Source organism: Bradyrhizobium sp. STM 3843 (assembly GCF_000239815.1).
Lineage (GTDB): Bacteria > Pseudomonadota > Alphaproteobacteria > Rhizobiales > Xanthobacteraceae > Bradyrhizobium.
Genome location: NZ_CAFK01000335.1, coordinates 1 through 23,216, shown reverse-complemented (window position 1 = coordinate 23,216; position 23,216 = coordinate 1). Strand labels below are relative to the sequence as shown.

General features: G+C 64.2%; 22 protein-coding genes. 18 read left to right on the top strand and 4 right to left on the bottom strand.

The window, feature by feature from the left end:
- Window positions 1–33 precede the first annotated feature (33 nt).
- From BRAS3843_RS36870 to BRAS3843_RS36805, 14 genes are all read left to right on the top strand, one after another.
- The gene (locus BRAS3843_RS36870) at window positions 34–507 is read left to right on the top strand and encodes a chemotaxis protein CheW (RefSeq protein WP_008974383.1); all 474 of its coding nucleotides are present in this window, start codon (window positions 34–36) and stop codon (window positions 505–507) included.
- Window positions 508–547: 40 nt separating this feature from the next.
- The gene (locus BRAS3843_RS36865; RefSeq protein WP_008974382.1) at window positions 548–937 is read left to right on the top strand and encodes a response regulator; all 390 of its coding nucleotides are present in this window, start codon (window positions 548–550) and stop codon (window positions 935–937) included.
- Window positions 938–965: 28 nt separating this feature from the next.
- The gene (locus tag BRAS3843_RS36860) at window positions 966–1,841 is read left to right on the top strand and encodes a protein-glutamate O-methyltransferase CheR (protein WP_008974381.1); all 876 of its coding nucleotides are present in this window, start codon (window positions 966–968) and stop codon (window positions 1,839–1,841) included.
- Window positions 1,842–1,858: 17 nt separating this feature from the next.
- The gene (locus tag BRAS3843_RS36855) at window positions 1,859–2,182 is read left to right on the top strand and encodes a hypothetical protein (protein ID WP_008974380.1); all 324 of its coding nucleotides are present in this window, start codon (window positions 1,859–1,861) and stop codon (window positions 2,180–2,182) included.
- Window positions 2,183–2,361: 179 nt separating this feature from the next.
- Window positions 2,362–2,871 carry a response regulator gene (locus BRAS3843_RS36850; RefSeq protein ID WP_008974379.1) on the top strand — a complete coding sequence of 170 codons (510 nt, stop codon included), beginning with the start codon at window positions 2,362–2,364 and terminating at the stop codon, window positions 2,869–2,871.
- 112 nt (window positions 2,872–2,983) lie between these two features.
- Window positions 2,984–3,676 carry an alpha/beta family hydrolase gene (locus BRAS3843_RS36845; protein ID WP_008974378.1) on the top strand — a complete coding sequence of 231 codons (693 nt, stop codon included), beginning with the start codon at window positions 2,984–2,986 and terminating at the stop codon, window positions 3,674–3,676.
- 76 nt (window positions 3,677–3,752) lie between these two features.
- Complete coding sequence (bioB, locus tag BRAS3843_RS36840) at window positions 3,753–4,733, top strand: biotin synthase BioB (protein ID WP_008974377.1); 981 nt, start codon at window positions 3,753–3,755, stop codon at window positions 4,731–4,733.
- A gap of 239 nt (window positions 4,734–4,972) precedes the next feature.
- Window positions 4,973–5,959 carry a TRAP transporter substrate-binding protein gene (locus BRAS3843_RS36835; protein WP_035984057.1) on the top strand — a complete coding sequence of 329 codons (987 nt, stop codon included), beginning with the start codon at window positions 4,973–4,975 and terminating at the stop codon, window positions 5,957–5,959.
- An 8-nt stretch (window positions 5,960–5,967) separates the two neighbouring features.
- Entirely contained in the window at window positions 5,968–8,001 is a 2,034-nt protein-coding gene (locus BRAS3843_RS36830; RefSeq protein ID WP_008974375.1) for a HAMP domain-containing methyl-accepting chemotaxis protein, read from the top strand.
- A gap of 190 nt (window positions 8,002–8,191) precedes the next feature.
- A complete protein-coding gene (locus BRAS3843_RS36825; protein WP_008974374.1) occupies window positions 8,192–9,136 on the top strand; it encodes a TRAP transporter substrate-binding protein in 945 nt (314 codons plus the stop codon).
- Window positions 9,137–9,151: 15 nt separating this feature from the next.
- On the top strand, window positions 9,152–11,185 hold the full coding sequence (locus BRAS3843_RS36820; protein ID WP_035984059.1) for a HAMP domain-containing methyl-accepting chemotaxis protein: 2,034 nt from the start codon (window positions 9,152–9,154) through the stop codon (window positions 11,183–11,185).
- Window positions 11,186–11,374: 189 nt separating this feature from the next.
- Window positions 11,375–12,391 (top strand): ABC transporter substrate-binding protein, encoded by a 1,017-nt coding sequence (locus BRAS3843_RS36815; RefSeq protein WP_008974371.1) that lies wholly within the window; start codon window positions 11,375–11,377, stop codon window positions 12,389–12,391.
- 157 nt (window positions 12,392–12,548) lie between these two features.
- The gene (locus tag BRAS3843_RS36810) at window positions 12,549–13,322 is read left to right on the top strand and encodes an ABC transporter ATP-binding protein (protein ID WP_008974370.1); all 774 of its coding nucleotides are present in this window, start codon (window positions 12,549–12,551) and stop codon (window positions 13,320–13,322) included.
- The gene (locus tag BRAS3843_RS36805; RefSeq protein ID WP_175361187.1) at window positions 13,315–14,148 is read left to right on the top strand and encodes an ABC transporter permease; all 834 of its coding nucleotides are present in this window, start codon (window positions 13,315–13,317) and stop codon (window positions 14,146–14,148) included. Before BRAS3843_RS36810 ends, BRAS3843_RS36805 begins: the two co-directional genes overlap by 8 nt.
- A 130-nt stretch (window positions 14,149–14,278) precedes the next feature.
- On the opposite strand, the gene gtdA is transcribed toward BRAS3843_RS36805, so the two are convergent.
- The gene (gene gtdA / locus BRAS3843_RS36800; RefSeq protein WP_008974368.1) at window positions 14,279–15,316 is read right to left on the bottom strand and encodes a gentisate 1,2-dioxygenase; all 1,038 of its coding nucleotides are present in this window, start codon (window positions 15,314–15,316) and stop codon (window positions 14,279–14,281) included.
- Between the two features lie 98 nt (window positions 15,317–15,414).
- Here gtdA and maiA point away from each other — a divergent pair, with 98 nt between their 5' ends.
- Window positions 15,415–16,047, top strand: a complete 633-nt coding sequence (gene maiA, locus BRAS3843_RS36795) for a maleylacetoacetate isomerase (RefSeq protein WP_008974367.1) — start codon at window positions 15,415–15,417, stop codon at window positions 16,045–16,047.
- Window positions 16,037–16,546: a MarR family transcriptional regulator gene (locus tag BRAS3843_RS36790; RefSeq protein ID WP_008974366.1), complete on the top strand. Its 510-nt coding sequence runs from the start codon at window positions 16,037–16,039 to the stop codon at window positions 16,544–16,546. Before maiA ends, BRAS3843_RS36790 begins: the two co-directional genes overlap by 11 nt.
- Before the next feature lie 25 nt (window positions 16,547–16,571).
- Here the strand turns inward: BRAS3843_RS36790 and BRAS3843_RS36785 are convergent, their stop codons facing one another.
- The 3 genes from BRAS3843_RS36785 to BRAS3843_RS36775 form a co-directional block, all read right to left on the bottom strand.
- Window positions 16,572–18,182, bottom strand: a complete 1,611-nt coding sequence (locus BRAS3843_RS36785) for a benzoate-CoA ligase family protein (RefSeq protein ID WP_008974365.1) — start codon at window positions 18,180–18,182, stop codon at window positions 16,572–16,574.
- Window positions 18,179–19,318 (bottom strand): FAD-dependent monooxygenase, encoded by a 1,140-nt coding sequence (locus tag BRAS3843_RS36780; protein WP_008974364.1) that lies wholly within the window; start codon window positions 19,316–19,318, stop codon window positions 18,179–18,181. Before BRAS3843_RS36780 ends, BRAS3843_RS36785 begins: the two co-directional genes overlap by 4 nt.
- Before the next feature lie 104 nt (window positions 19,319–19,422).
- A complete protein-coding gene (locus tag BRAS3843_RS36775; protein ID WP_008974363.1) occupies window positions 19,423–20,424 on the bottom strand; it encodes an NADP-dependent oxidoreductase in 1,002 nt (333 codons plus the stop codon).
- Window positions 20,425–20,634: 210 nt separating this feature from the next.
- On the opposite strand from BRAS3843_RS36775, the gene BRAS3843_RS36770 reads away from it, so the two are divergent.
- Window positions 20,635–21,930 (top strand): dicarboxylate/amino acid:cation symporter, encoded by a 1,296-nt coding sequence (locus BRAS3843_RS36770; protein WP_008974362.1) that lies wholly within the window; start codon window positions 20,635–20,637, stop codon window positions 21,928–21,930.
- 57 nt (window positions 21,931–21,987) lie between these two features.
- The gene (locus BRAS3843_RS36765) at window positions 21,988–22,866 is read left to right on the top strand and encodes an amino acid ABC transporter substrate-binding protein (protein ID WP_244425563.1); all 879 of its coding nucleotides are present in this window, start codon (window positions 21,988–21,990) and stop codon (window positions 22,864–22,866) included.
- The last annotated feature ends 350 nt before the right edge of the window (window positions 22,867–23,216 follow it).

Sequence of the window (23,216 nt, the reverse complement as noted above, 5' to 3'; positions counted from 1 at the left end):
AGAGAAGCCGCGTAAGTGTAGGAGTGTGGCGAGATGAGCAGCAAAATCGAGATTTCCGACGGCGTGGTCGTTGAATACGTCACCGCCCTGATCGGCGGCCAGCTGTTCGGCCTGCCGATCTCGCGCGTGCAGGACGTGTTCATGCCGGAACGGCTGACGCGGGTGCCGCTGGCCTCGGCCGAGATCGCGGGCGTTCTGAACCTGCGCGGCCGCATCGTCACGGTGATCGACATGCGTGCGCGGCTCGGCCTCGCCAAGGCCGATGACGGCAGACCGCCGATGGCGGTCGGCGTCGACCTGCGCGGGGAATCCTATGGCCTCCTGATCGACCAGATCGGCGAGGTGCTGCGCCTGCCCGAGGAGAGCCGCGAAGAGAATCCGGTCAATCTCGATCCGCGGATGGCGAAATTTGCGGGCGGTGTGCACCGCCTCGATGGCCAGCTCATGGTCGTGCTCGACGTCGACCGCGTCCTGGAGCTCCTGCCGAAGGCAGCGCTCGCCGCCTAATCAGTTCGCCAGCTACCGCCCCACCAGGGAGAAAGCAGAAATGAGAACGTGTTTGGTCGTCGATGACTCCAGCGTGGTGCGCAAGATCGCCCGGCGCATTCTGGAAGAAATGGCGTTTGAGGTCGTCGAGGCCGAGGACGGCGAACAGGCACTGGAGATCTGCCAGCGCAGCCTGCCGGATGCCGTTCTGCTCGACTGGAACATGCCAGTCATGGATGGCTATGACTTCCTGGGTCGATTGCGACGTCTGCCCGGAGGCGAGGGGCCCAAGGTGGTGTTCTGCACCACCGAGAACGACATCGATCACATTTCGCGGGCCCTGAACGCCGGCGCGAATGAGTACATCATGAAGCCGTTCGACAAGGACATCGTCTCCGCCAAGTTCCAGGAGGTCGGACTGATCCAGGCAATGTCGTCCGAGTCCGCCTGATCCTCTACCCGCCGAGAAGAGGTCGCCCGTGAACCAGCCTGATTATGATTTCCTGCGCAAGCTGCTTCGGGAGAAGTCAGGTCTCGATCTGTCTGCGGACAAACAATATCTGATCGAGAGCCGACTGCTTCCTCTTGCTCGCAAAGCCGGACTGGCCGGCATCGCCGATCTGGTCCAGAAGCTGAAGGACGGATCCAGTGCCCTGATCAATCAGGTGGTCGAGGCCATGACCACCAACGAAACCTTCTTCTTTCGCGACAAGGTGCCGTTCGATCATTTCCGCGAAGCGATCATGCCGGAGCTTCTGCGGGCCCGTGCCAATCGGAAATCGCTGCGGATCTGGTGCGCGGCCGGTTCGACCGGCCAGGAGCCGTATTCGCTGGCAATGTGCGTCAAGGAGATGAGTGCTGCGCTCAGCGGCTGGCGTATCGAGATACTCTCCACCGATCTCTCCCAGGAGGTTCTGGAGAAGTCCAGAGCCGGGCTCTACAGTCAGTTCGAGGTGCAGCGCGGTCTGCCGATCCAGCTTCTGGTCAAATATTTCAAGCAGGTCGGCGAGCTGTGGCAGATCAATCCTGAGATCCGCGCCATGGTCCAGCATCGCCAGCTCAATCTGCTGCACGATTTCTCGCAGCTCGGCACTTTCGACGTGATCTTCTGCCGCAACGTTCTGATCTATTTCGATCAGGATACCAAGATCAACATCTTCGGTCGTCTCGCCAAGGCAATGGAGCCGGATGGATTCCTGGTGCTTGGTGCCGCGGAAACCGTGGTCGGACTGACGGAAGTCTTCAAGCCGCTCACCGAGCGGCGCGGCCTGTACCGGCCGAACGCCGCTGCACCCGCCAAGCCGGCGGCCGGGCTCAGCGGGCTGCAGAAAATCGCAAGCATGGCAGGGCGCTGAAAGCGCGGGGCACCAAGATGTCTGATGAAAACAAGGGCACAGAGCGCGTCACCTTCAGCCGGGGTTATGACGTCTGCATCATGGGGATCGATGGCACNNGNNGGCGGGACTGCCAGCTCAATGCCATTTCCGACAATGATGCCGTGTTGACGGTGGAAGGCTCAATCCAGGGCCTCAACCTCAAGGAATTTTTCCTGTTGCTATCCTCGACGGGGCTCGCCTACCGGCGCTGCGAACTGGTGCGGGTCAACGGCTCTGAGATGGACATTCAGTTCATCAAGGGCAAGAACAAGAAGAAGCGATCGAGCGCCTCATCCGGTCAGGAGGCCATGAGCGGCTGAGCCGCGCAATGGTCTGTACTTTGGCATGCCGGCTAGAAAGCCCGGCTGCAGAGATCGCGCGGCCTGCAAAGCGCTGTAGAATCGCTAACGGAAATGCGCTGTCTTTCCGGCGATCGTTTTACGCAACGGCAGGGGCCATCGTGTAGGCATCGAATATCGGTGAATTGATCGAGGCACTCATGTCAGTCATCAGTTCGGATGCGGTGCGCGCGAGTTCCAGCGCGGGGCCTGAGGGCGCAAGTCGGGCGCTGCAGCTCCTGATCGTCGACGACGATGCGACGCAGCGGGCGCTGATTGCGGTGGCCGCCAAGCAGGCGGGCCATGTCGTGACCGCCGTCGGTGGTCGCGACCAGGCGATGGAAGCGATCCGCAGCAAGCGCTTCGATTGCATCACGCTCGACCTCATGCTCGGGGATGGAGACGGTACCGAGGTTCTGAAGACGATCGCCGATTGCCGCTTCGCCGGCTCGGTGATCGTGATCAGCGGCATGGATGCATCGCGTCGCAGCGCGGCGCGTTCCTACGCAAAGTCGCTGGGCATCGACCTGCAGAGCCTGCCGAAGCCTGTCGACCTCTCAGCATTGCGCATTTGCCTCGCCAATATCGGCAAGACCGCGCTCGGGCTGCCTACCGTGCACTCGTGGGGCGGAGTGGCAGCCGAAAGCGTCGTGGCCAAACATCGCGCCTGAATGCCTGGCAATCCGATCTGAGACGCCGGGGCGGCCGGCGGCCTCCGGCCGGCGCGGCTCGATGCGCGGGAGATCTTGCGTTTTGCGGAGCATTGCGCAACGTCTTCGCTTCATGGGCCAGACAGCTGCACAGCAATTGACGTTCGACATTGGCGAATCGGCGACAGTCTCCGCCCTTTTGCTTCGTCCCTCCGCGGCTCGCGCCTGTTTTGTGTTTGCCCACGGTGCGGGTGCCGGCATGTCGCATGCGTTCATGGCTGACGTCGCACAGGGTCTTGCGGGGCGGGGCATTGCCACCTTGCGCTATCAGTTCCCCTATATGGAGAAGGGCAGCAAGCGGCCGGACCCGCCGGCCCTGGCGCAAGCCGCGGTGCGCGCGGCGGTTAGCGAAGCGGCCAGCCGCTGCCCGGGCTTGCCGCTGGTCGCCGGCGGGAAATCCTTTGGCGCGCGCATGACCTCGCAAGCCCAGGCCCGATCTCCCCTTCCGGGTGTGTGCGGCCTTGCCTTCTTCGGCTTTCCGCTGCATCCCGCCGGCAAGCCGTCGATCGAACGGGCCGACCATCTCGACGACGTCGCTATCCCTATGCTGTTCCTGCAGGGGACGAGGGACAAGCTGGCCGAGTTGAATCTCCTGCAGCCGGTGGTTGCCCGGCTCGGCGCGCGCGCGAGCTTGCACCTGATCGAGCAGGCGGATCACGCTTTTCATGTGCCGGCGCGTTCGGGACGTGATGATCATGCCGTCATGGATGAATTGCTCGACCTGTTTGCGTCTTGGGTCGATGCGCTGAACAAGCGGCATGACTGACCTCACGATCATTCCACTGGCAGGATGCGGCGCACTCGGCTAAGTCGACGACGCAATTGTTGGAACGGAGAGTGCGATGCTGGGCGTGCAGGATCAGACGGGTGTCGAGGCGGAAACGGTGCTGCCTCAGGCCTGGACCAAAGACCAGGCCCGGGCGCTCTATCAGCTCCCCTTCAACGATCTCCTGTTCCAGGCACAGTCGATCCATCGCCGGCATTTCGACCCCAATCGCGTGCAGCTCTCCAAGCTGCTCAACATCAAGACCGGTGGTTGCCCCGAGGATTGCGGCTATTGCAGCCAGTCGTCGCATCATGCGACCGGCCTGCCCGCTTCGAAGCTGATGGAGGTCGACGCCATCGTCGCCGAGGCACGCAAGGCCAAAGAAGGCGGAGCCTCCCGCTACTGCATGGGGGCCGCATGGCGCAATCCGAAGCCGCGTGACATGGACGCGCTGGTTGCGATCTTAAGCGGGGTCAAAGCGCTCGGGCTCGAGACCTGCATGACGCTCGGCATGCTCGACCGCGAGCAGGCCGCGCGCCTGAGTGCCGCCGGGCTCGACTACTACAACCACAATATCGATACGTCGGAGTCCTATTATCCGAACGTCGTCTCGACGCGGACGTTCGCGGATCGGCTGGAGACGCTGGATCATGTCCGGCAGTCCGGCATGAAGGTCTGCTGCGGCGGCATTCTGGGCCTCGGCGAGAGCGAGGCGGATCGCGTCGACATGCTGGTCACGCTTGCGAACCTCCCCGAGCCGCCGGAGAGCGTGCCGGTCAACATGCTGATTCCGATCGCCGGCACCCCGCTGGCCGATGCCAGGCGCGTCGATCCGCTGGCCTTCGTTCGTGTCATCGCGCTAGCGCGCATCATGATGCCGACCTCGTTCGTGCGGCTGTCGGCCGGTCGCACGGCGATGACCGATGAGATGCAGGCGCTCTGTTTCTTCGCCGGGGCCAATTCGATCTTCGTCGGCGACACGCTGCTCACCGCCGGCAATCCGGAGGATGCCAAGGATCGTAACCTGTTCGATCGGCTCGGGCTCGAGCCGCTTTGAAGTGTGAGGTGGGCGCTACGGCCTTGTCGGTGCCGGTGCCGCCCGGCGGCCGGGTTCAAGCTTTCGGCCCATGATGGTCCGGACGGTATCGAGATGGGTGGTCGAGCCAGTGGGTTTGCGCGTTACGGTCGCAAGAGCTCACTGGGAGACACCGATCGAAATCTATTGGAATCGCTCTTAAGACCTTAACCATCTTTGTTTGCTAGCTGTGATCGCATCGCCAGGGGGAACGGTGCGACATGCGCAGACGGTTACGAGGATATCTCATCGGGGGAGCGCTCATGGCGGCCTCGGCGCTGCCTTCGGCGAATTCGGCGCTCGCTTCACCCCGCCTGCTCTCGGTGGTCTTCAATTCGCAAGTGCAAAATCCGCAGCAGCTTGGAGCGGATGCATTCCGTCAGAAGCTCATGGCGCTGGACGGCAAGCGGTTTGCGGTCGACGAGCGCGCCGGCAATGCATTGGGCAGCGAAGCTACCATCCTCACTGGCACGCGCTCCGGAGCCGTCGACGTCGCGGTGCTGTCGGGCGGCATCGTCAGCAATATCGTTCCTGAGCTCAGCGTCTTCGACATCCCCTTCCTGTTCCGCGACGTCGCGCATGCAAAGGCGGTCATGCAAGGGCCGGTCGCCACCAAGGTCGCGGCCAAGTTCGCCGACAAAGGTCTGGTCCTGCTGGCGCTGGGCAAGCAGGGCTTTCGCAACCTGACCAATTCCAAGCGGCCGGTCCGCACACCGGAGGACATCAAGGGGCTCAAGATCCGGGTGATCCCGAACGAGACCTACAAGATGACCTTTCAGGCGCTCGGCGCCGACGTGAAGCCGATGGACTTTCCGCTGGTCTACGCTGCGCTGAAGGACGGGCGGCTCGACGGTCAGGAAAATCCGGTGCCCACGATCGCCTCCAGCCGCTTCCAGGAAGTGCAAAAATATCTGACGATGACCGGCCATTTCTTCGCGCCGATCGTCTTCGTGGCCAATCGCACAATGTTCGAACAGCTCGATCCAGCCGATCAGCAGGCGCTCATCGCCGCCGCCAAGGCCGGCGCAGAGGCGACCTGGCAGTCGCAGATGGATGCTGAGAAGCTCGACGAGCTGCGCAAGGGCGGAATGGAGATCATCGAGAAGGTCGACCGCCAGGCCTTCGCCGACGCGGTCAAGCCGCTCGAGCCCGAATTCGAAAAGCGCTTCGGCAAAGAGCTGATTGCCGCCATCCGCTCCACGCAATAGGTCTGGTCATGAAATTGTCCTCGCTACTGTCTTCGATCGGTATCCGCCCGCGGATCTTCGGGGGGTTCGCGCTGGTCCTGAGCTTCCTGGTTCTGCTCGCAGGCTTCGCCGTGATCCAGGTCGAGCGCATTGGCGGAACCGTCAATGAACTCGTCACCAGCGCTGCGGGGGATGCGGCCATGTCGCAGGTTCGCGCCACGCTGCTCGGCGCAAACAGTGCGGTGGAAAAGTTCATCCGCACTTGGAATCTCGGCGATAAGGACGCCGCCATCAAGGCGATCGACAAGGTTGGCCAGCTCGCCGATCAGGCCGACCAGAAATTCGGCAGGATGGCCGAGATCGCGGACGGCATTGGTCCGGTGCGGGGAGCCCTGGAGTCTTATCGATCATCGTTCGGAGCCGCCGCTGACGCCGTCGACCGGCTGCGCGCAGCCACGACCAAGACGGACGTGCAGGGGGCGACGGCGGGTCTGATCGCCGGCGGCATTCAGGTTGCGCTCGCCAATCGCACCGAGACCGAGCGGCTGATCCATCCGATGCGGCTTGCCGGCACCGTCGACACGGTTCGGATCGCGGTGATGCGCTACGCGGCTACGCTGACCACCGGCGATGCTGACGATGCCAAGCTGACGCTCAGCTATGCCGAGGGCGCGATCGGGGATGCGGAGACGGAGCTGGCGCCGACGGACGAGCCCAAGCTCAAATCACTTGTCGCGGCGTTGAAGGCGGCGCTGACCGCCGATGCCGCCGCGCTCGAGGAGGTCATCAAGGTCGCCGCCGATCTCCGCGCCAAGCAGGCCGATCTCGGCAAGGCTTCATTGGCGATCGATGAGCAGGTCGATCGGATCAACCAGAAACTCGGTGCAGTGCGCGCCGAGCAGGGTAACCGGACCGCCGCATCGGTCCAGGACACGAGGACGACCGTGATCTATACGGCCGCTGTCGCGCTGATCATCGGCGCTCTGCTGGCTTGGCTGATCGGCGGCAGCGTCTCCGGGCCGATCCGTGGCATGACCGACCGCATGCAGTCGCTCGCTGAAGGCGAACTCGACCAGCCGATCCCAGGGGGTGAGCAGCGCGACGAGATCGGTCGCATGGCCCGTGCGGTCGAAGTGTTCCGAGATAACGCCCTCGCCGTCCGCCGCATGGAGCAGGAGGCGACCGCCCAGCGCGAGGCGACGGAAGCCGATCGGGCGCGGATGATGGCCGAACTCGCCAGCCGCTTCGAGCAGGGCATGCAGGGCGTCATCACCGGCGTCGGCGGTCGCGCCGAGCAGATGGGGACGAGCGCCAGCGGCCTGGCGCGCGTCGCCGAGCGTGGTCGCGGCCTGGCGGAGGCGGTGGCAAGCCGCGCCGAGCAGGCCTCGGTCAATGTGCAGACGGTGGCGTCCGCGACCCAGGAGCTGGCGGCCTCGATCCGCGAAATCTCCAGCCAGGTGCAGCGCTCGGTGACGGTCTCCAACCGCGCCACCCACGAGACGCAGCGGACTTCGGAACTCGTCAACGGCCTGTCGAGTGCCGCCGAAAAGATCGGCAACATCGTCCAGCTGATCCAGGCGATCGCCAGCCAGACCAATCTGCTAGCGCTCAACGCCACTATCGAAGCGGCGCGGGCTGGTGACGCCGGCAAGGGCTTTGCGATTGTGGCCAGCGAGGTGAAGAACCTGGCATCGCAGACCGCCCAGGCGACCGAGCAGATCGCTAGCCAGATCGCCACCATTCAGAGCGCGACCGGCGACACGGTGTCCGCAATCACCCAATTCGAAGCCACGGTGAGGGAGATCGCCGAGATCTCCAACGCCATCGCAGCTGCCATTGAGGAGCAGGGCGCTGCGACCGGCGAGATCGCGCGCAATGTCGAGGAGGCCGCGAGCGGCACCGCGGCCGTGAGCCGCGAGATCGTCGATGTTCGCGCGGTCGCCGGCGAGACCGATGCGGGCGCCGAAGCCGCACTTGCGGCGGCAGCCGCACTGCAGGAGCAGGCGACGTCGCTGAAGAGCAATGTCGCCGATTTCCTGAGCACGATCCGCTCAGCGGCGTAAGCGTCGGGTTCCGATTTTCGGGACTACTTAGTTGGCAAAGCCCGCGCGTCGGTTCGCGCGGGTTTTTTGATTGTTGCTATGCGCGCGGGCGAGATCTGTTCTGCATCGTCCGGCTAACTACCTCCCCTTAATACCTTTCCTACCATTCCTTGCTACGCATTTGCATGCGCTGAACGCAACGGTGGGGGACATGGGCAAATCGATTCGAGAGCTTTGGATCGTCGGAACAATGGCGGCAGCGCTGCTCGCGCCGCATCAGGGCGCAGCCGCGCCGCGGATGATCTCGGTGGCTGCAGGGCCGGACGTGTTTCGTGAAAAGCTCGCAGCCGGCCATCGTTTCATCGTGGATGCGCGCTCCGGCAACGCGCTTGGCGGCGAGCCGATCATCCTTGCCGCGACCCGCTCAGGCGCGCTTGATGCGGCCGTCTTGACCGGTGGCGTCGTCAGCGCCGTGGTCCCTGAGCTGAGCGTATTCGATATTCCCTTCCTGTTTCGCGACGAGGCGCATGCCAAGGCGGTGATGCAGGGGCCGATCGGCGCGCAGATCGCGGCCAAGTTCGCCGATAAAGGCCTGGTGCTGCTCGCGCTCGGCAAACAGGGCTTTCGCCATCTGACCAATTCCAAACGCCCGATCCGTACGCCCGCCGACATCAAGGGACTCACGATCCGCGTGATCCCGAACGAGACCTATAAGATGGCTTTCCAGGCGCTCGGTGCGAACGTGATCCCGATGGACTTCCCGTTGGTCTATGGCGCGCTGAAGGACGGGCGGCTCGACGGCGAGGAAAATCCGCTGACGACCATCTCGACCAGCCGCTTCTTCGAGGTCCAGAAATACCTGACCATGTCCGGCCACTTCTTCGCGCCGGTCGCTTTCGTCGCCAATCGGGCGATGTTCGAACAGCTTGAGCCGGCCGATCAGGAGGCACTGATCGCGGCAGCGAAGGCCGGCGCGGAGGCAACCTGGCAGGCCCAGGTCGAGGACACAAAGTTGCAGGAGCTGCGCACCGCGGGAATGGAGGTCGTCGACAAAATCGATCGCCAGGCCTTCGTCGATGCGGTCAAGCCGCTCGATCCCGAATTCGAGAAGCGGTTCGGCAAAGAGCTGATCGCCGCCATCCGATCCACTCGTTAAGTGTACGGCAGTGTCATGAAATTCTCTTCCATCATGTCTTCGATCGGTATCCGCCCGCGCATCTTCGGCGGCTTTGCCCTGGTCTTGAGCTTTCTCGTACTGCTCGCCGGCTTCGCCATGGTGCAGGTCGAGCATATCGGCGGCACGGTCAGCGAACTCGTCACCAGCGCGGCGGGTGACGCCGGCATGTCGCAGGTTCGCGCGGCGCTCTTGAGCGCCAATGGTGCGGTGGAGAAGTTCATCCGCACCTGGAACGTCGGCGACAAGGACGCCGCGACCAAGGCGATCGAAAATGTCGGCCAGCTGGCTGATCAGGTCGAGCAGCGCTATGGCCGGCTGGCGGCGATCGCGGAGGGGGTCGGTCCGGTTCGCTCTGCGCTCGACACTTACCGCACATCATTCGCTGCCGCGGCCGAGTCGGTCGACCGGCTGCGCGCAGCGACGACCAAGACGGACGCGCATGGCGCAACTGCGGGACTCGATGCTGGCGGCATTCAGGTTGCGCTCGCCAACCGCACCGATACCGAGCGGCTGTTCCAGCCGCTGCGCCTTGCCGCTGCGGTCGATGGCGTTCGCGTCTCGGTGATGCGTTTTGGAACGACGCTCGCCAACGCCGACGCCGTCGACGCCAAGAACACATTGGCCAATGCGCAGGCTGTCGTCGCCGCGACGGAGAGCGAAATCGCTCCGACCGGCGAGGCCAAGCTGAAGATGCTGGTTGCGGCATTGAAGGCCGAGCTTACCGCCGATGCGGCGGCGCTGGACGACGTCATCAAGGTGGCCGCAGATCTTCGCAGCAAGCAGGCTGAGCTCGGCAAGGCCAGCACCGCAATCGAGCAGCAGGTCGACCGTATCAATCAGAAGCTCGGCGCGATGCGCGCCGAACAGGGCGACAAGACCGCGGTTGCTGTCGCCGACACGCGCCAGACGGTGATCGTCACCGCCGCGGTCGCTCTGGTGCTGGGCTGCGTGCTGGCCTGGCTGATCGGCGGCGGCGTCTCCGGGCCGATCCGTGGCATGACCGACCGCATGCAGTCGCTTGCCGCAGGCGAGCTCGACCAGCCGATCCCCGGCGGCGAGCAGCGCGACGAGATCGGTCGCATGGCCCGCGCGGTCGAAGTGTTCCGCGAGAATGCGCTGACGGTCCGCCGCATGGAGCAGGAGGCGGCGGCGCAGCGCGAGGCGACGGAAGCAGATCGGGCGCGGATGATGGCCGAGCTCGCCAGCCGTTTCGAGCAGGGCATGCAGGGCGTCATCACCGGCGTCGGTGGCCGCGCCGACGAAATGGGCTCGAGCGCCAGCGATCTGGCGCGCATTGCCGAACGTGGTCGTGGCCTGGCCGAAGCGGTGGCAAGCCGCGCCGAGCAGGCGTCAGTGAACGTGCAGACCGTGGCGTCCGCCACCCAGGAGCTGGCGGCCTCGATCCGCGAGATCTCCAGCCAGGTGCAGCGCTCGGTGACGGTGTCCAACCGCGCCACCCACGAGACGCAACGCACCTCGGAACTCGTCAATGGCCTGTCGAGTGCCGCCGAGAAGATCGGCAACATCATCCAGCTGATTCAGGCGATTGCGAGCCAGACCAATCTGCTCGCGCTGAATGCGACCATCGAGGCAGCGCGCGCCGGTGATGCCGGCAAGGGCTTTGCGATCGTGGCCAGCGAGGTGAAGAACCTGGCATCGCAGACCGCCCAGGCGACCGAGCAGATCGCAAGCCAGATCGCGACCATCCAGAATGCGACCGATGAGACGGTGACCGCGATCACCCAGTTCGAGGCGACGGTGCGCGAGATGGCTGAAATCTCCAACGCCATCGCTTCCGCGGTCGAGCAGCAGGGCGCGGCGACCGGCGAGATCGCACGCAATGTCGAGGAGGCCGCGAGCGGCACCGCGGCCGTGAGCCGCGAGATCGTCGATGTCCGCGCGGTGGCAGGCGAGACCGATGCCGGGGCCGAAGCCGCCCTTACGGCGGCCGCCGCGCTGCAGGAGCAGGCGACGTCGCTGAAGAGCAATGTTGCCGATTTCCTGAAGACGATCCGCTCGGCGGCGTAACGCCGGGTTCCAAGGTTACGGCTGTCATCGAAAGAACCCGCGCGAGCTCAGGCTTGCGCGGGTTTTTGCTGTGCCATTGCTGGTGACGGGATTTTGCCGCGACAACGGCATGGAAATTTGCAACACAGGCGCGCCAGCCTTGGCGTCCAATCCATTTGAGCCACACAATCAGAACCTGGAGTGACCCGTATGATCCGCTACGCCCGTCTCGCCATGACGGCTTTGCTCGGCTTGGCCACGCTCTTGACCACGCTCGGCGCGGCGCATGCGGACCAGATGGAGAAAGCCAGGATCGGCGTGCTCCGGCTGTCGTCATCCGCACCCGTCTTCATCGCTCAGGACAAGGGCTATTTCCGCGACGCCGGCCTCGAGGTCGAGCTCAAGTTCTTCGACGCGGCGCAGCCGGTCGCGGTCGCGACCACCACCGGCGATGTCGACGTCGGCATCACCGCCTTCACCGCCGGGCTCTACAATCTCGCCGGCAAGGGCACCTTGAAGATCATTGCCGGCATGAGCCGCGACCGGCCAGGTTATCCGCTGATCGGCTATTTCGCCAGCAACAAGGCCTATGAGGCCGGCCTGAAGACGCCGAAGGATCTTGCGGGCAAGCGCATTGCGATCACGCAGGTGGGCTCGAGCTTTCATTACTCGCTGGGACTGCTGGCCGACAAATACGGCTTCAAGCTGTCCGACATGAAGCTGGTGCCGCTGCAGTCGATGTCGAACATGGCGGCCGCGCTGAAAGGCGAGACGGTCGATGCCGCGCTGCTGCCGGTCTCGGCCGCGCGCAAGCTGATGGACGACGGTGAGGTGAAGCATCTCGGCTGGGTGGGCGACGAGACGCCATGGCAGGTGAGCGGCGTCTTTGCCGGGCCCAAGACGCTAGCCGACAAAGAACTGGTGACCAGGCTGCTCTCGGCGCTGCAGCGCGCCGAGCGCGAATATCACGACGTGGTGCTCGCGACAGTGAAGGATGGCCACGCCGCCATCGACGATAAAACCAAGCCGCTGCTTGCGATCATCGGCAAATATACCAACCTGCCGGTCGAGCAGGTCGCCGGTAATTGCGCCTATATCGATCCCCAAGGCAGGCTCGACGTGAAGAATGTCGACGATCAGATCAAATGGCTGCAGGCGCAGGGTTTTGCCGACAAGGGTTATGACGCGGAAGCCATTATCGCGAAGGACTATGTGAAGGCGGATTAGACCAGGGAACCTCATCCTTGAGACGCCTGCGTTCGCAGGCTCCTCAGAATGAGGGGAACGTGCTATCAGGCGTTCATACTGCTAGTTCCTCATGGTGAGGAGTCGCTAAGCGGCGTTCGAACCATGAGGCCCGGGCTTCTGGACCCCAAAGACTGCAATGGACCTGATCGCCGACCATATCAGCCACCGCTTCGGCACGCTCGACGTGCTTGACGACGTCTCGTTCACGGTTGCAGCCGGCGAGGTGGTGGCGATCGTTGGTCCGTCCGGCTGCGGCAAAAGCACATTGCTGTCGATCCTCGGCGGCCTCCTGCAACCTTGCGCCGGCCAGGCGAGTTTGCGCGGTGCGCCGCCGTCGGAGAGCCTGAACCCGCTGACCTTCGTGTTCCAGGATTTTGCACTGCTGCCATGGAGCACCGTGGCTGAGAATGTCGAATTCCCGCTGCTCCATTCGCGCTTGTCGGCGCAGGAGCGCCGTGCCGCCGTCGACGATGCGCTTCGCCGGACGCATCTGTCCGACTTTCGCGCCGCCTATCCCAAGCAGCTCTCCGGCGGCATGCGGCAGCGCGCCGGCATCGCACGGGCGCTCGCAGTCAGGCCTGCGCTGCTGCTGATGGACGAACCGCTCTCGGCACTGGACTCGCAGACCCGCGAATTGCTGCTGGAGGATTTCGTCCGCCTGCTCGCGGAGGGCAGCATGGGCGCGATCTATGTGACGCACAATTTGGAGGAAGCGGTGCGGCTCGCCGACCGTATCGTCGTGCTGTCACGGCGTCCCGGCCGCGTTCGCGACGTGGTGTCCGTACCCGTGCCGCGCGGCGAGCGCGGCGCGCTTGCTGCGCGCGAGCACCTGCTGCCTTTGCAGAACGAGCTGTGGCACCTGATCCGCGCCGAGGCGATCGATGCCGAGCGCGAGGTCCAGCATGCTTGACCGCGCTGACGTCACCGAGTCGCCCGCAGGCGATGCGACCGAGGTCGCGCGGCCGGTGCGCTTCCGCGGCGCCGGATTTACCCCGGCAACCAGCCGTCACGCCGGCTGGCTCGCGCTCGCTGCTGCGCTGGCGGTGTGGCAGGCGGCTGGCAGCCTGGCGCCGGTCAACCCGCTGTTCCTGCCGACGCCCGTGGCGATTGCCCGCGCGCTGTATCAGCTCGCGATCTCAGGCGTTCTGTGGCAACACGTCTCCGTGTCGCTGCTGCGCATCAGCGCTGGCTGGGCGCTCGGCACTGCCTCAGGGATCGTGGTCGGCTTTGCCATCGGCCTGTCGCGCATCGCGCGCAGCATTGGCATCAGCTTCGTCTCGGCGCTGTTTCCGATTCCGAAGATCGCGGTGCTACCGCTCTTGATTCTCTGGCTCGGCATCGGCGAAGCGCCGAAGGTCGCAACCATCGCGCTCGGCGTATTCTTCTCAACCACGATCTCGGTCTATAGCGGCGTCGATGCGGTGCCGCGCAACCTGATCCGGATGGCGCAGAGCTTCGACGTGCCGTTTGCAACCATCGTGCGCCGCGTGATCTGGCCGGGCGCGCTGCCCTCGATCCTCGCCGGCTTCCGCATCACCGCCTCCGTGGCGCTGATGCTGGTGGTGAGTGCCGAGATGATCGGTGCCGAAACCGGCATCGGCACCTTCGTGCTGCAGGCCGGCAACCTGATGCAGACCGATCAGCTGATGGCGGGCATCGTGATCCTGTCGGCGTTCGGGCTCGCCGTCGGCAAGCTGATCAGCCTGCTGGAGGCGCGGCTGTTGCACTGGCGCTAGATAAAGAGAGCGCTGCGTCCACCAAGAAGGTTGTCGTGCCCGGGCTTGACCCAGGTATCAACGCGGTTGCGAGCCGCGCAGCGCCACGTGGATAGCCGGTCATACCCGGCCATGACGAAGCAGAGGGCGTTCAAGCATTCCCGCGATCTTCCCGGAACAGGTCGAGCTTCTGTTGCACCGGCCGGTCCGAGAACGAGAACAGCACGGCATCCTCGTCCGCTTCGTGCGTAACCCAGTGCCAGCTCGGCACCACGAATAAATCGCGCGGGCCCCATTCGAAGGTCTGCTCGCCGATCCGCGTGCGCCCCCTGCCTTCGATGGCCGTGAACACGGTGGCGTCGGTCGAACGATAGCGTGCCGTCTCGAAGCCCTTCGGCAGCAGCTGGATGAAGGTGCCGATCGTCGGCATCGCGAAATCGCCGGTCTCGGGATTGGAAAATTTCAGCTTCAACCCGTGACAGGCGTCCCACTCGTCGCGGCGTCTTGCCTGTTCCAGCGCCTCGCGCGTGTAGGAATAGGGATAGCTGAAGATTGGCGAGGTCCGCGATTTGCTGACGGCATCGACCGGCAGCAGATTGTGGCCATAGCGCGCAAAGCTGTCGCCGGCGGGACGGGCGACCTTCTGCTGATCCTGCTGCGATCCTTCCGCGAAGGACGCATCGAGAAACTGGACCAGCGGGATGTCGAGCCCGTCGAGCCAGAACATCGGCTCCGAGGTCTCGTTGCCGTGGTCGTGCCATGTCATCGACGGTGTGATCACGAAATCGCCGGGCTGCATCAGGGTGCGCTCGCCGTCGACGGTCGTGAACGCGCCCTTGCCCTCGAGCACGAAGCGCAGCGCCGACTGGCTATGGCGATGCGCCGGCGCGACGTCGCCGGGGATTACCATCTGAATCCCGGCGTAAAGCGAGGTGGTGATTTTGGACTGTCCGCGCAGGCCCGGATTCTCCAGGATCAGGACGCGACGCTCGGCCTCTTTCGCGGTGATCAGCCGGCCGGCTTCGACCATGTAGTCGCGGATATCCGCGAACTGCCAGAGATGTGGCCGGCAGGCGCTCTTTGGCTCCGGTGTGATGAGGTCGCTCATCACCGTCCACAGCGCCGTCAGATTTTCGCCGTCGATCTTCCTGTAGAACGCCTCGCGTTCGGGCGTCGAAATGGCTGCCATGGGCCGCCTCCCGTGAACTTGTTGTTGATTGACAGTATACTGACGATGTCGCTACCGTCAATTGCAGCCATAATGAGAGGTCTCAAGGGAGGATCACGATGAAGCTGCACGGCTATTTTCGCAGCAGCGCGTCCTATCGGGTCAGGATTGCGCTGAACCTGAAGGGGCTCGCCACTGAGCACCTGACGCATCATCTTCGCAAAGGCGAACAGCGCGCGCCCGACTATCTGAGGCTCAACCCGCAGGGCTTTGTCCCGACGCTCGAGGACGATCACGGTGCGGTCATCACCCAGTCGCTTGCCATTATCGAATGGCTCGATGAGACCCACCCCGAGCCGCCGCTCCTGCCCAAAGATCCGCTTGCGCGCGCCAGGGTGCGGGCCTTTGCGCAGGTGCTCGCCTGTGACACCCATCCAGTGCAGAACCTGAAGGTGTTGGCGCGTCTGCGCGAGCTCGGTCTGCCGGAAGACCGGGTCACGGCTTGGGCCGGCTGGGCCAATCGCGAAGGGCTCGCCGCCTGTGAAACCCTGATCAAGCACGAGCCCGGGCCGTTCTGCTTCGGTGCCGCGCCGACGCTGGCTGATCTCTGCCTGGTGCCGCAGCTCGGCAACGCCCGACGGTTCGGCGTCGATGTCGCGGCGTTCCCGCGGCTGTTGCAGGCGGAGGCTGCGGCCAAGGCGCTGCCGGCCTTTGCCGAGGCCGCCCCGGAGCGCCAGCGCGATGCCGAGTAAGCCGCCTGACATCACAATGGACGCGGTCTACGGCAAGCCCGGCTATCTGTTCCGGCGCATGCAGCAGATCGCGGTCTCGATCTTCATGGAAGAATGCAAGGCCTCGGACCTCACGCCGGTGCAATATGCCGCGCTGGTCGCGATCCAGACCCATCCCGGCATCGACGCCACGCGGCTGTCGGCGGTGATCGCCTTCGACCGCTCCACGCTCGGCAGCGTGCTCGAGCGGCTGGAGGCCAAGGATTATATCGCGCGCGAGGCCTCGCCCGAGGACAAGCGCGTCAAGCTGCTCACCATCACCAAGGCGGGTGCTGCGTTGTTGCGCAGCATCATGCCCGCGGTCGATCGGGCCCAGGCCCGGATGCTCGCACCGCTGAAATCGAGCGACCGCAAGGCGCTGCTGGCATTGCTCGCGCAGCTTGTCGATCTCAACAACGAAGTCTCGCGCGTGCCGCTGCGCGCGGAGGATGCGTTGGAGCGCTTGGGGAAGGCGGGGTGAAATCTCGGTCGTCATCACCTGGCGCTCACATCCTCATCACTGCCTGCCTGTCGATCTTGCCTGTGCCGGTCTTCGGCAGTTCATCCACAAACACGATCTCGCGCGGATATTTGTAGGGCAGCAGTTTGGCCTTCACGTAGTCCTGCAGCCGCCTGGTCGTGTCCTGCTCGTCGTAGTCGGCCGCGGTCATCACCACCACAGCCTTCAGGCTCATGCGGCGGTCCGGCAGCTCATGCGCGAACACGGCGCATTCCCTGATATCGGGATGTTCGACCAGACAGAGCTCTACCTCGAGCGGATAGACCCATTGGCCGGAGATCTTGACCAGATCGTCGGCGCGACCGCGGAAGAAATGAAAGCCGTCCGCGTCGCGCGTGAAGCGGTCGCCGGTGTAGATCCAGCCGCCCTCGCGGATGGTCTCTGCGGTCTTGTCGGGGCGATTCCAATACAGCGGCGTGTTGGAATCGCCGCGCACCCACAGAATGCCTTCCTCATCGGTGCCGACCTCGCGTCCTTCGCTGTCGCGCAGCGCGATCTCATAGCCGGGCACACGGACGCCCGCGGCGCCGAGTTTTTTCCGATCCTCGCGATTGCAGAGATAGATGTGCAGCACTTCGGTTGAACCGAGGCCTTCGATGATCTTGAGCCCGGTCAGATCCTTCCAGCCGTTGAAGACATCGGCAGACAGCACTTCTGCCGCCGAGACCGCCATCCGCAACGAGGAGAAATCGGCGGATGTGGCGCCGTCCGCCTTGGTCAGCGCGGTGTAGAGCGTCGGCAGGCCGAAGAACACGGTCGGACGGAAGCGGCTGATGGCATCGAAGATCGCCGCCGGTTTCGGCTGGCCGGGCAATAACAGCGTGGCCGCGCCGGCGGAGAATGGGAACGTGATGGAGTTGCCGAAGCCATAAGCGAAGAAGATCTTCGGTACCGAGAAGCAGATGTCTTCGGCTGCCAACCGCAGCACATTCTTGGCAAAGGCCTGGTCGCTGTAGGCCATGTCGTGCTGCAGATGAACGATGCCCTTGGGCCGGCCGGTCGAGCCGGACGAATACATCCAGAACGCCATGTCGTTGCGATGAGTGTCGGCCTCGGGCAGTTCGGCCGGAAAGTCAGCCAACCACTGCTCTGCGATCAGTGTCTCCGGCGCGGCGCTGGCAGCGGTGTCGCCATTGACGACGATCAGGGTGCGCAGGCGCGTATTCGCACAAGCCTCCGCATTGAAGCGCGGCGCAAACTCCGCATCGGCAACGGCAACGGTCGCGCCGGAATCGGCGAGATAGAATTGCAATAGATCCGGCGGCGTCAGCGTGTTGATCAGCAGCGGCACGAAGCCCGCGCGCACCGCGCCGAAGAACGCGGCCGGATAGGCCGGCGTGTCGTCGAGAAACAACAGGATGCGATCGCCAAGCGCGAGCCCCAGCGAGGCGAAGCCATTGCCCCAGCGGCAGGCCTCGGCGCAGAGCTCGGCATAGCTGCGCTGCCCGGCCGGACCGATCAGCGCCGGGCTGTCGCCGCGCCCCCGCGTGAGATTGTCGAACAGGATGCGGCTGGCATTATAGCGCGCCGGAATCGCGAAGCCGATCTCGCGTGCGCCGGGGCTGTCGCTTGGGACTTGGTCGTCGATGCCAGTCATGCCGCGCCTCCATTGGCGCGGCGCGCCGCATAGCGCGCCATGAACTGCGGCGCCATCGCGCGCAGCCTGCTGTCGTCGATCCGGCCCGAACGGGTGATGTAGCTGTAGGCGAAATCCATCGGGTCGAGCGACATGTGCTCGGGGAACTTCTCGTACCAGTCGGCGCTGGTGCGGGCGGCGGTGACCAGCTTCTTCACGATCGGCTGCCGCTCGGCCTGGTAGCGCGCCAGCCCTTCGGGCAGCCGGCTTTCGGCCCCCAATGCCTTCACCAACGCGATCGCGTCCTCGATCGCCAGCCGCGTCCCGGAGCCGATCGAGAAATGCGCGGTGTGCAGCGCGTCGCCGATCAGCACCACGTTGCGATGCCACCAGTGCTCGTTCCACACCCAGGGAAAGTTGCGCCACACCGAGCGGTTCGAAATCAGAGTGTGGCCATCCAGCGTGGCCGCGAACACCCGCTCGCAGATCGCCTTCGATTCCTCGATCGATGTCTCGGCGAAGCCGTAGGCCTGCCACGTCGCGCGGTCGCATTCGACCAGGAACGTGCTCATCTCAGGCGAATAGCGATAGTGATGGGCGTTGAAGCAGCCGCGCTCGGTCGCGACGAAGGTCTGCGACAGGGTGGGGAAGGTCTTGCTGGTGCCATACCAGGCGAACTTGTTGCTGGAATAGGAGATCGAGAAGCCAAAATCGCCCTCGTAGGTCCGACGCGCCAGCGAGTTCAGCCCGTCGGCGGCGACGATCAGGTCGTAGCCCGCAAGCTGATCCAGCGATTGCACCTGGGTACCATAACGCGCGACGACGCCCGCGCTCTCTGCGCGCGCCTGCAGCAGCCTCAATAGCTCCAGCCGGCCGATCGCGGAGAAGCCGACGCCATCGATCTCCACGCTTTGTCCGCGCAGATTCAGCGTGATGTTGCGCCAGCTTTCCATCCTTGGCGCGATCGCGTCCACGGTGTCGGGATCGTCGGCGCGCAGGAATTCCAAGGCCTGCTCAGAGAACACGACACCGAAGCCCCAGGTCGCATCCGCCGGGTTCTGCTCGAATAGCTCGACCTCGGCGTCAGGATGACGCCGCTTCCACAGATAGGCGAAATAGAGCCCGCCAGGGCCGCCTCCGAGCACGGCAATCCGCACGCGCCCCCTCCCAAGAATTGACAGTATACTGTTTATTTTGGCCAGAGACTAATCCGCCGGCGCGACGCGCGCCAGCGAAATCTGCGGGCCTTATCGACGCGCGCTTAGACCCGGACCATGCGCTTGCCGCGGTTCTCGCCGGCGAGGAGGCCGATCAGTGCCTTCGGCGTATTCTCCAGCCCGTCGATGACGTCTTCCTGGACCTTGAGCTTGCCCGCCGCGACCCAGCCTTGCAGGTCGGCGACCGCCTGGTCGCGACGGCCCATGAAGTCCGTCACGATGAAGCCCTGCATCACCAGCCGCTTCACCACGATCAGGCCAGGCACGCCGCGCGGTCCATGCGCCGATGGTGCCTGGTCATATTGCGAGACCGCACCGCAGCAGGCGATCCGGCCATAATTCTTCATCTGCGGCAGGCAGGCTTCGAGAATATCGCCGCCGACATTGTCGAAATAAACGTCAATGCCGTCAGGCGCGGCTGCCTTCAGGGCCTTGAATACCGCGCCATCCTTGTAGTCGACCGCCGCGTCGAAGCCGAGCTCGGAGGTCAGCCAGCTGCACTTGTCCTTGCCGCCGGCAATGCCGACCACACGGCAGCCTTTGATCTTCGCGATCTGTCCGACGATCGAGCCCACCGAGCCGGCGGCCGCGGAGACGACCACGGTCTCTCCCGCCTTCGGCTTGCCGATCTCCAAAAGGCCGAAATAGGCGGTGAGGCCGGCGACGCCGTAGACGCTGAGCAGGTGCGTCAGCGGTTCGATCTTCGGCAGCTTGGCGAGATGCCTCGCTGGGACAGCCGCATAATCCTGCCAGCCGGTGTCACCGAACACGATGTCTCCGACCGCCAGGCCCGGCGCCTTCGAAGCGACAACTTCCGCGACCGCGCCCCCTGCCATCACGCTGTTGGCCTCAACCGCGGCGCGGTAGGTCGCGCCCTGCATCCAGGCGCGATTGGCCGCATCGAGCGAGATATAGCGCACACGCAGCAGCACCTCGCCGTCTTTCGGCTCGGGAACGGCGCCCTCGACCATGCGGAAATGCTCGGGGCCGAGCTTGCCGCTCGGCTTTTCGATCAGGAGGATCTGGCGATTGATGGTGGTGCTCATAGTGGTCTCTCCCTCTGCCGTCGGTCGTTTTGCCGGTTCTTCATGCACTTGTCCGCGCGCAATATAGTCACTTGCCCAGATTGTGCGCTGCGGATTCATCTCACATGGATGCAGCATCCGCAAATCCTGTCCTAACAGGCTGCGACATGTTGCGCCCTTGTCAAAATCTGCCAAACTCAACTGAGCCGGGAGTTTGTCAGGGGGTACCGAATGTCGAACAGGTTCACGCAATACATCCTGATTGCGATGGTGCTTGGCATCGTGACGGGGACGCTGATCTTCAACTTGATGCCGGATGGCCGGGCCGAGTTGGCCGCCGACATCAATCTGATCGCCATGCTGTTCCTGCGCCTGATCAAGATGATCATTGCGCCGCTGGTGTTTGCGACCCTGGTCGGCGGCATCGCCCATATGGGCTCGGGTGCCAAGCTCGGGCGCATCTTCGCCAAGACCATGGGCTGGTTCATCAGCGCCTCCTTCGTGTCGCTCCTGCTCGGCCTCCTGATGGTGAACCTGCTGCAGCCCGGCTCCAATTTTCCCGGCACCCTGCCGGATAAGACCCAATCGACCGGCTTGCCGGTCTCGGCCTTCTCGGTCGAGAAATTCCTGACCCACCTGATCCCGACCTCGATCGCCGATGCGATGGCGCAGAACGAGATCCTGCAGATCGTGATCTTCGCAGTGTTCTTCTCGGTCGCGATGGGCGCGCTGCCGGAGCGCTCGAAGACGCTGCTGCAGCTGATCGACGATATCGGCCATATCATGCTGAAGGTGACGAGCTATGTGATGTTGTTTGCGCCGCTCGCGGTATGGGCGGCGATCACGGCAACGGTCGCCAAGAACGGCCTTGCCGTGTTGTGGAAGCTCGTCGTGTTCATGGGCGGCTTCTATGTCTCGCTCCTGATCCTGTGGGCGGTCCTGGTGGTCGTCGGCTTCGTCGTGATCGGGCCGCGCTATAGCCACCTGTTGAAGCTGATCCGCGAGCCGCTGATGATCGCATTCTCCACCGCGAGCTCCGAAGCCGCTTATCCGAAGACGCTCGAGGGCTTGAACCGTTTCGGCGCCTCGAAGCGCATCTCCTCTTTCGTGCTGCCGCTCGGCTATTCCTTCAATCTCGACGGCACGATGATGTACTGTACCTTCGCAAGCATCTTCATCGCCCAGACCTACAAAATCGACATGCCGCTGGGCACCCAGCTTGCGATGCTTGCGACCTTGATGGTGACCTCGAAGGGCGTGGCCGGCGTGCCGCGCGCCTCGCTGGTCGTGATCGCATCGACCCTGTCGCAGTTCGGCATTCCGGAAGCTGGCCTGCTGATGATCATGGGCATCGACACCTTCCTCGACATGGGACGCAGCGCGACCAACGTGATCGGCAACACGCTTGCGACGTCGGTGGTCGCAAAGTGGGAGGGCGAGCTTGGGACGGAGCATGCGCTCGGGCCGTCCGACGTCGTGCCGCCGGACATGATCCCCGGCGAAGTGCCGGCCATGGCCGGACATTGAGGGGAGGGCGCCATGCGCCTTCGGGCAAGCTTCGGATGGAGCGCGGTCGGCGCAGTGATGGTCCTCGCGCTCGCGATGCCCGCTGCCGCGCAAAACGGCGGCGAGGGCCTGTCGCCCACGCTTGCCGCGATCAAGGCGCGGCATGTCGTGCATCTTGGTTATCGTGAGAGCTCGCCGCCGTTCTCGTTCCTGGACCAGGCGGGCCGGCCAATCGGCTACAGCCTCGAGCTGTGCGAAGCCATCGTCGAGGAGATCGGGACCGAGATCGACGATCCGGCGTTGCGGATCGAGTATGTCAAGGTGACCTCTGACGACCGCATCGCCGCGGTGCTGGAGGGCAAGATCGATCTCGAATGCGGCTCGACCACCGCCAATGCCGAGCGCTCCAAGCAGGTGGCGTTCTCGCCGCTGATGTTCGTCGCCGGCACCAAGCTGATGGTGCCCAAGGGCTCGGCGATCTCGGCGGCGACCGATCTCAAGGGCAAAACGGTGGTGGTGACCAAGGGCACCACCAACGAGGTCGCGATGCATAATGCCGACAAGAAGTTTGCGCTCGGCCTCACTGTCGTGACAGCGCCCGATCATGAGCAGTCCTACCAGATGCTGGTGGACGGCAAAGTCGACGCGTTCGCCACCGACGACATCCTGCTCTACGGCCTGATCGCGCGGCACAAGTCGCAGGACAAGCTCCGGGTCACCGGCGACTATCTGTCCTACGATCCCTACGGCATCATGTTCCGCAAGAGCGAGCCGCAGCTCGCAGCCGTGGTCGAGCGCGCCTTCCGCAGGCTTGGCTCCAACCACGATCTGATTCCGCTCTACAACAAATGGTTCGTCGGCCGCCTGCCGACCGGGGAGAGGCTGAACGTGGCGATCTCGCCGCAGCTCGAGGAAGCCTTCCACGTCCTCGACGACAGTCCGAGTGGGAATCAATGAAGCGGTTTCATCGGCGGATGATATGTCTGCTTGACTTCGATCGTCATGGCCCGCGCAGGCGGGCCATCCAGTATTCCAGAGGCCACAGTTGTGCAAATCGCCAGCGCTGCGGCGTACTGGATCGTCCGCCTTCGCGGACGATGACGGCATGGACGTGGCGACGTTCTCGCGCTTCATCTCATGTGACCTTCATATAGCGTGACGCGGCTTTGCCTTCTCGCGGCGTGACGCGCCCGAGTGATGCAGGGGGAATGTCCCTCCGATATCGAGAGGGCGCAGGGAAGGCCGGGTATCCGCTGATACCCATGGTCCGCGTGCAGCAAAAAAGCACGCGGCAGAACCACAGGTTC

Bases quoted from the DNA above. Each gene is read 5' to 3' on its own strand.
- BRAS3843_RS36870 (WP_008974383.1), top strand. From the start codon at position 34: ATGAGCAGCAAAATCGAGATTTCCGACGGCGTGGTCGTTGAATACGTC.
- BRAS3843_RS36865 (WP_008974382.1), top strand. From the start codon at position 548: ATGAGAACGTGTTTGGTCGTCGATGACTCCAGCGTGGTGCGCAAGATC.
- BRAS3843_RS36850 (WP_008974379.1), top strand. From the start codon at position 2,362: ATGTCAGTCATCAGTTCGGATGCGGTGCGCGCGAGTTCCAGCGCGGGG.
- BRAS3843_RS36845 (WP_008974378.1), top strand. From the start codon at position 2,984: ATGGGCCAGACAGCTGCACAGCAATTGACGTTCGACATTGGCGAATCG.
- bioB (WP_008974377.1), top strand. From the start codon at position 3,753: ATGCTGGGCGTGCAGGATCAGACGGGTGTCGAGGCGGAAACGGTGCTG.
- BRAS3843_RS36835 (WP_035984057.1), top strand. From the start codon at position 4,973: ATGCGCAGACGGTTACGAGGATATCTCATCGGGGGAGCGCTCATGGCG.
- BRAS3843_RS36830 (WP_008974375.1), top strand. From the start codon at position 5,968: ATGAAATTGTCCTCGCTACTGTCTTCGATCGGTATCCGCCCGCGGATC.
- BRAS3843_RS36825 (WP_008974374.1), top strand. From the start codon at position 8,192: ATGGGCAAATCGATTCGAGAGCTTTGGATCGTCGGAACAATGGCGGCA.
- BRAS3843_RS36820 (WP_035984059.1), top strand. From the start codon at position 9,152: ATGAAATTCTCTTCCATCATGTCTTCGATCGGTATCCGCCCGCGCATC.
- BRAS3843_RS36815 (WP_008974371.1), top strand. From the start codon at position 11,375: ATGATCCGCTACGCCCGTCTCGCCATGACGGCTTTGCTCGGCTTGGCC.
- BRAS3843_RS36810 (WP_008974370.1), top strand. From the start codon at position 12,549: ATGGACCTGATCGCCGACCATATCAGCCACCGCTTCGGCACGCTCGAC.
- BRAS3843_RS36805 (WP_175361187.1), top strand. From the start codon at position 13,315: ATGCTTGACCGCGCTGACGTCACCGAGTCGCCCGCAGGCGATGCGACC.
- gtdA (WP_008974368.1), bottom strand. From the start codon at position 15,316: ATGGCAGCCATTTCGACGCCCGAACGCGAGGCGTTCTACAGGAAGATC.
- maiA (WP_008974367.1), top strand. From the start codon at position 15,415: ATGAAGCTGCACGGCTATTTTCGCAGCAGCGCGTCCTATCGGGTCAGG.
- BRAS3843_RS36790 (WP_008974366.1), top strand. From the start codon at position 16,037: ATGCCGAGTAAGCCGCCTGACATCACAATGGACGCGGTCTACGGCAAG.
- BRAS3843_RS36785 (WP_008974365.1), bottom strand. From the start codon at position 18,182: ATGACTGGCATCGACGACCAAGTCCCAAGCGACAGCCCCGGCGCACGC.
- BRAS3843_RS36775 (WP_008974363.1), bottom strand. From the start codon at position 20,424: ATGAGCACCACCATCAATCGCCAGATCCTCCTGATCGAAAAGCCGAGC.
- BRAS3843_RS36770 (WP_008974362.1), top strand. From the start codon at position 20,635: ATGTCGAACAGGTTCACGCAATACATCCTGATTGCGATGGTGCTTGGC.
- BRAS3843_RS36765 (WP_244425563.1), top strand. From the start codon at position 21,988: ATGGTCCTCGCGCTCGCGATGCCCGCTGCCGCGCAAAACGGCGGCGAG.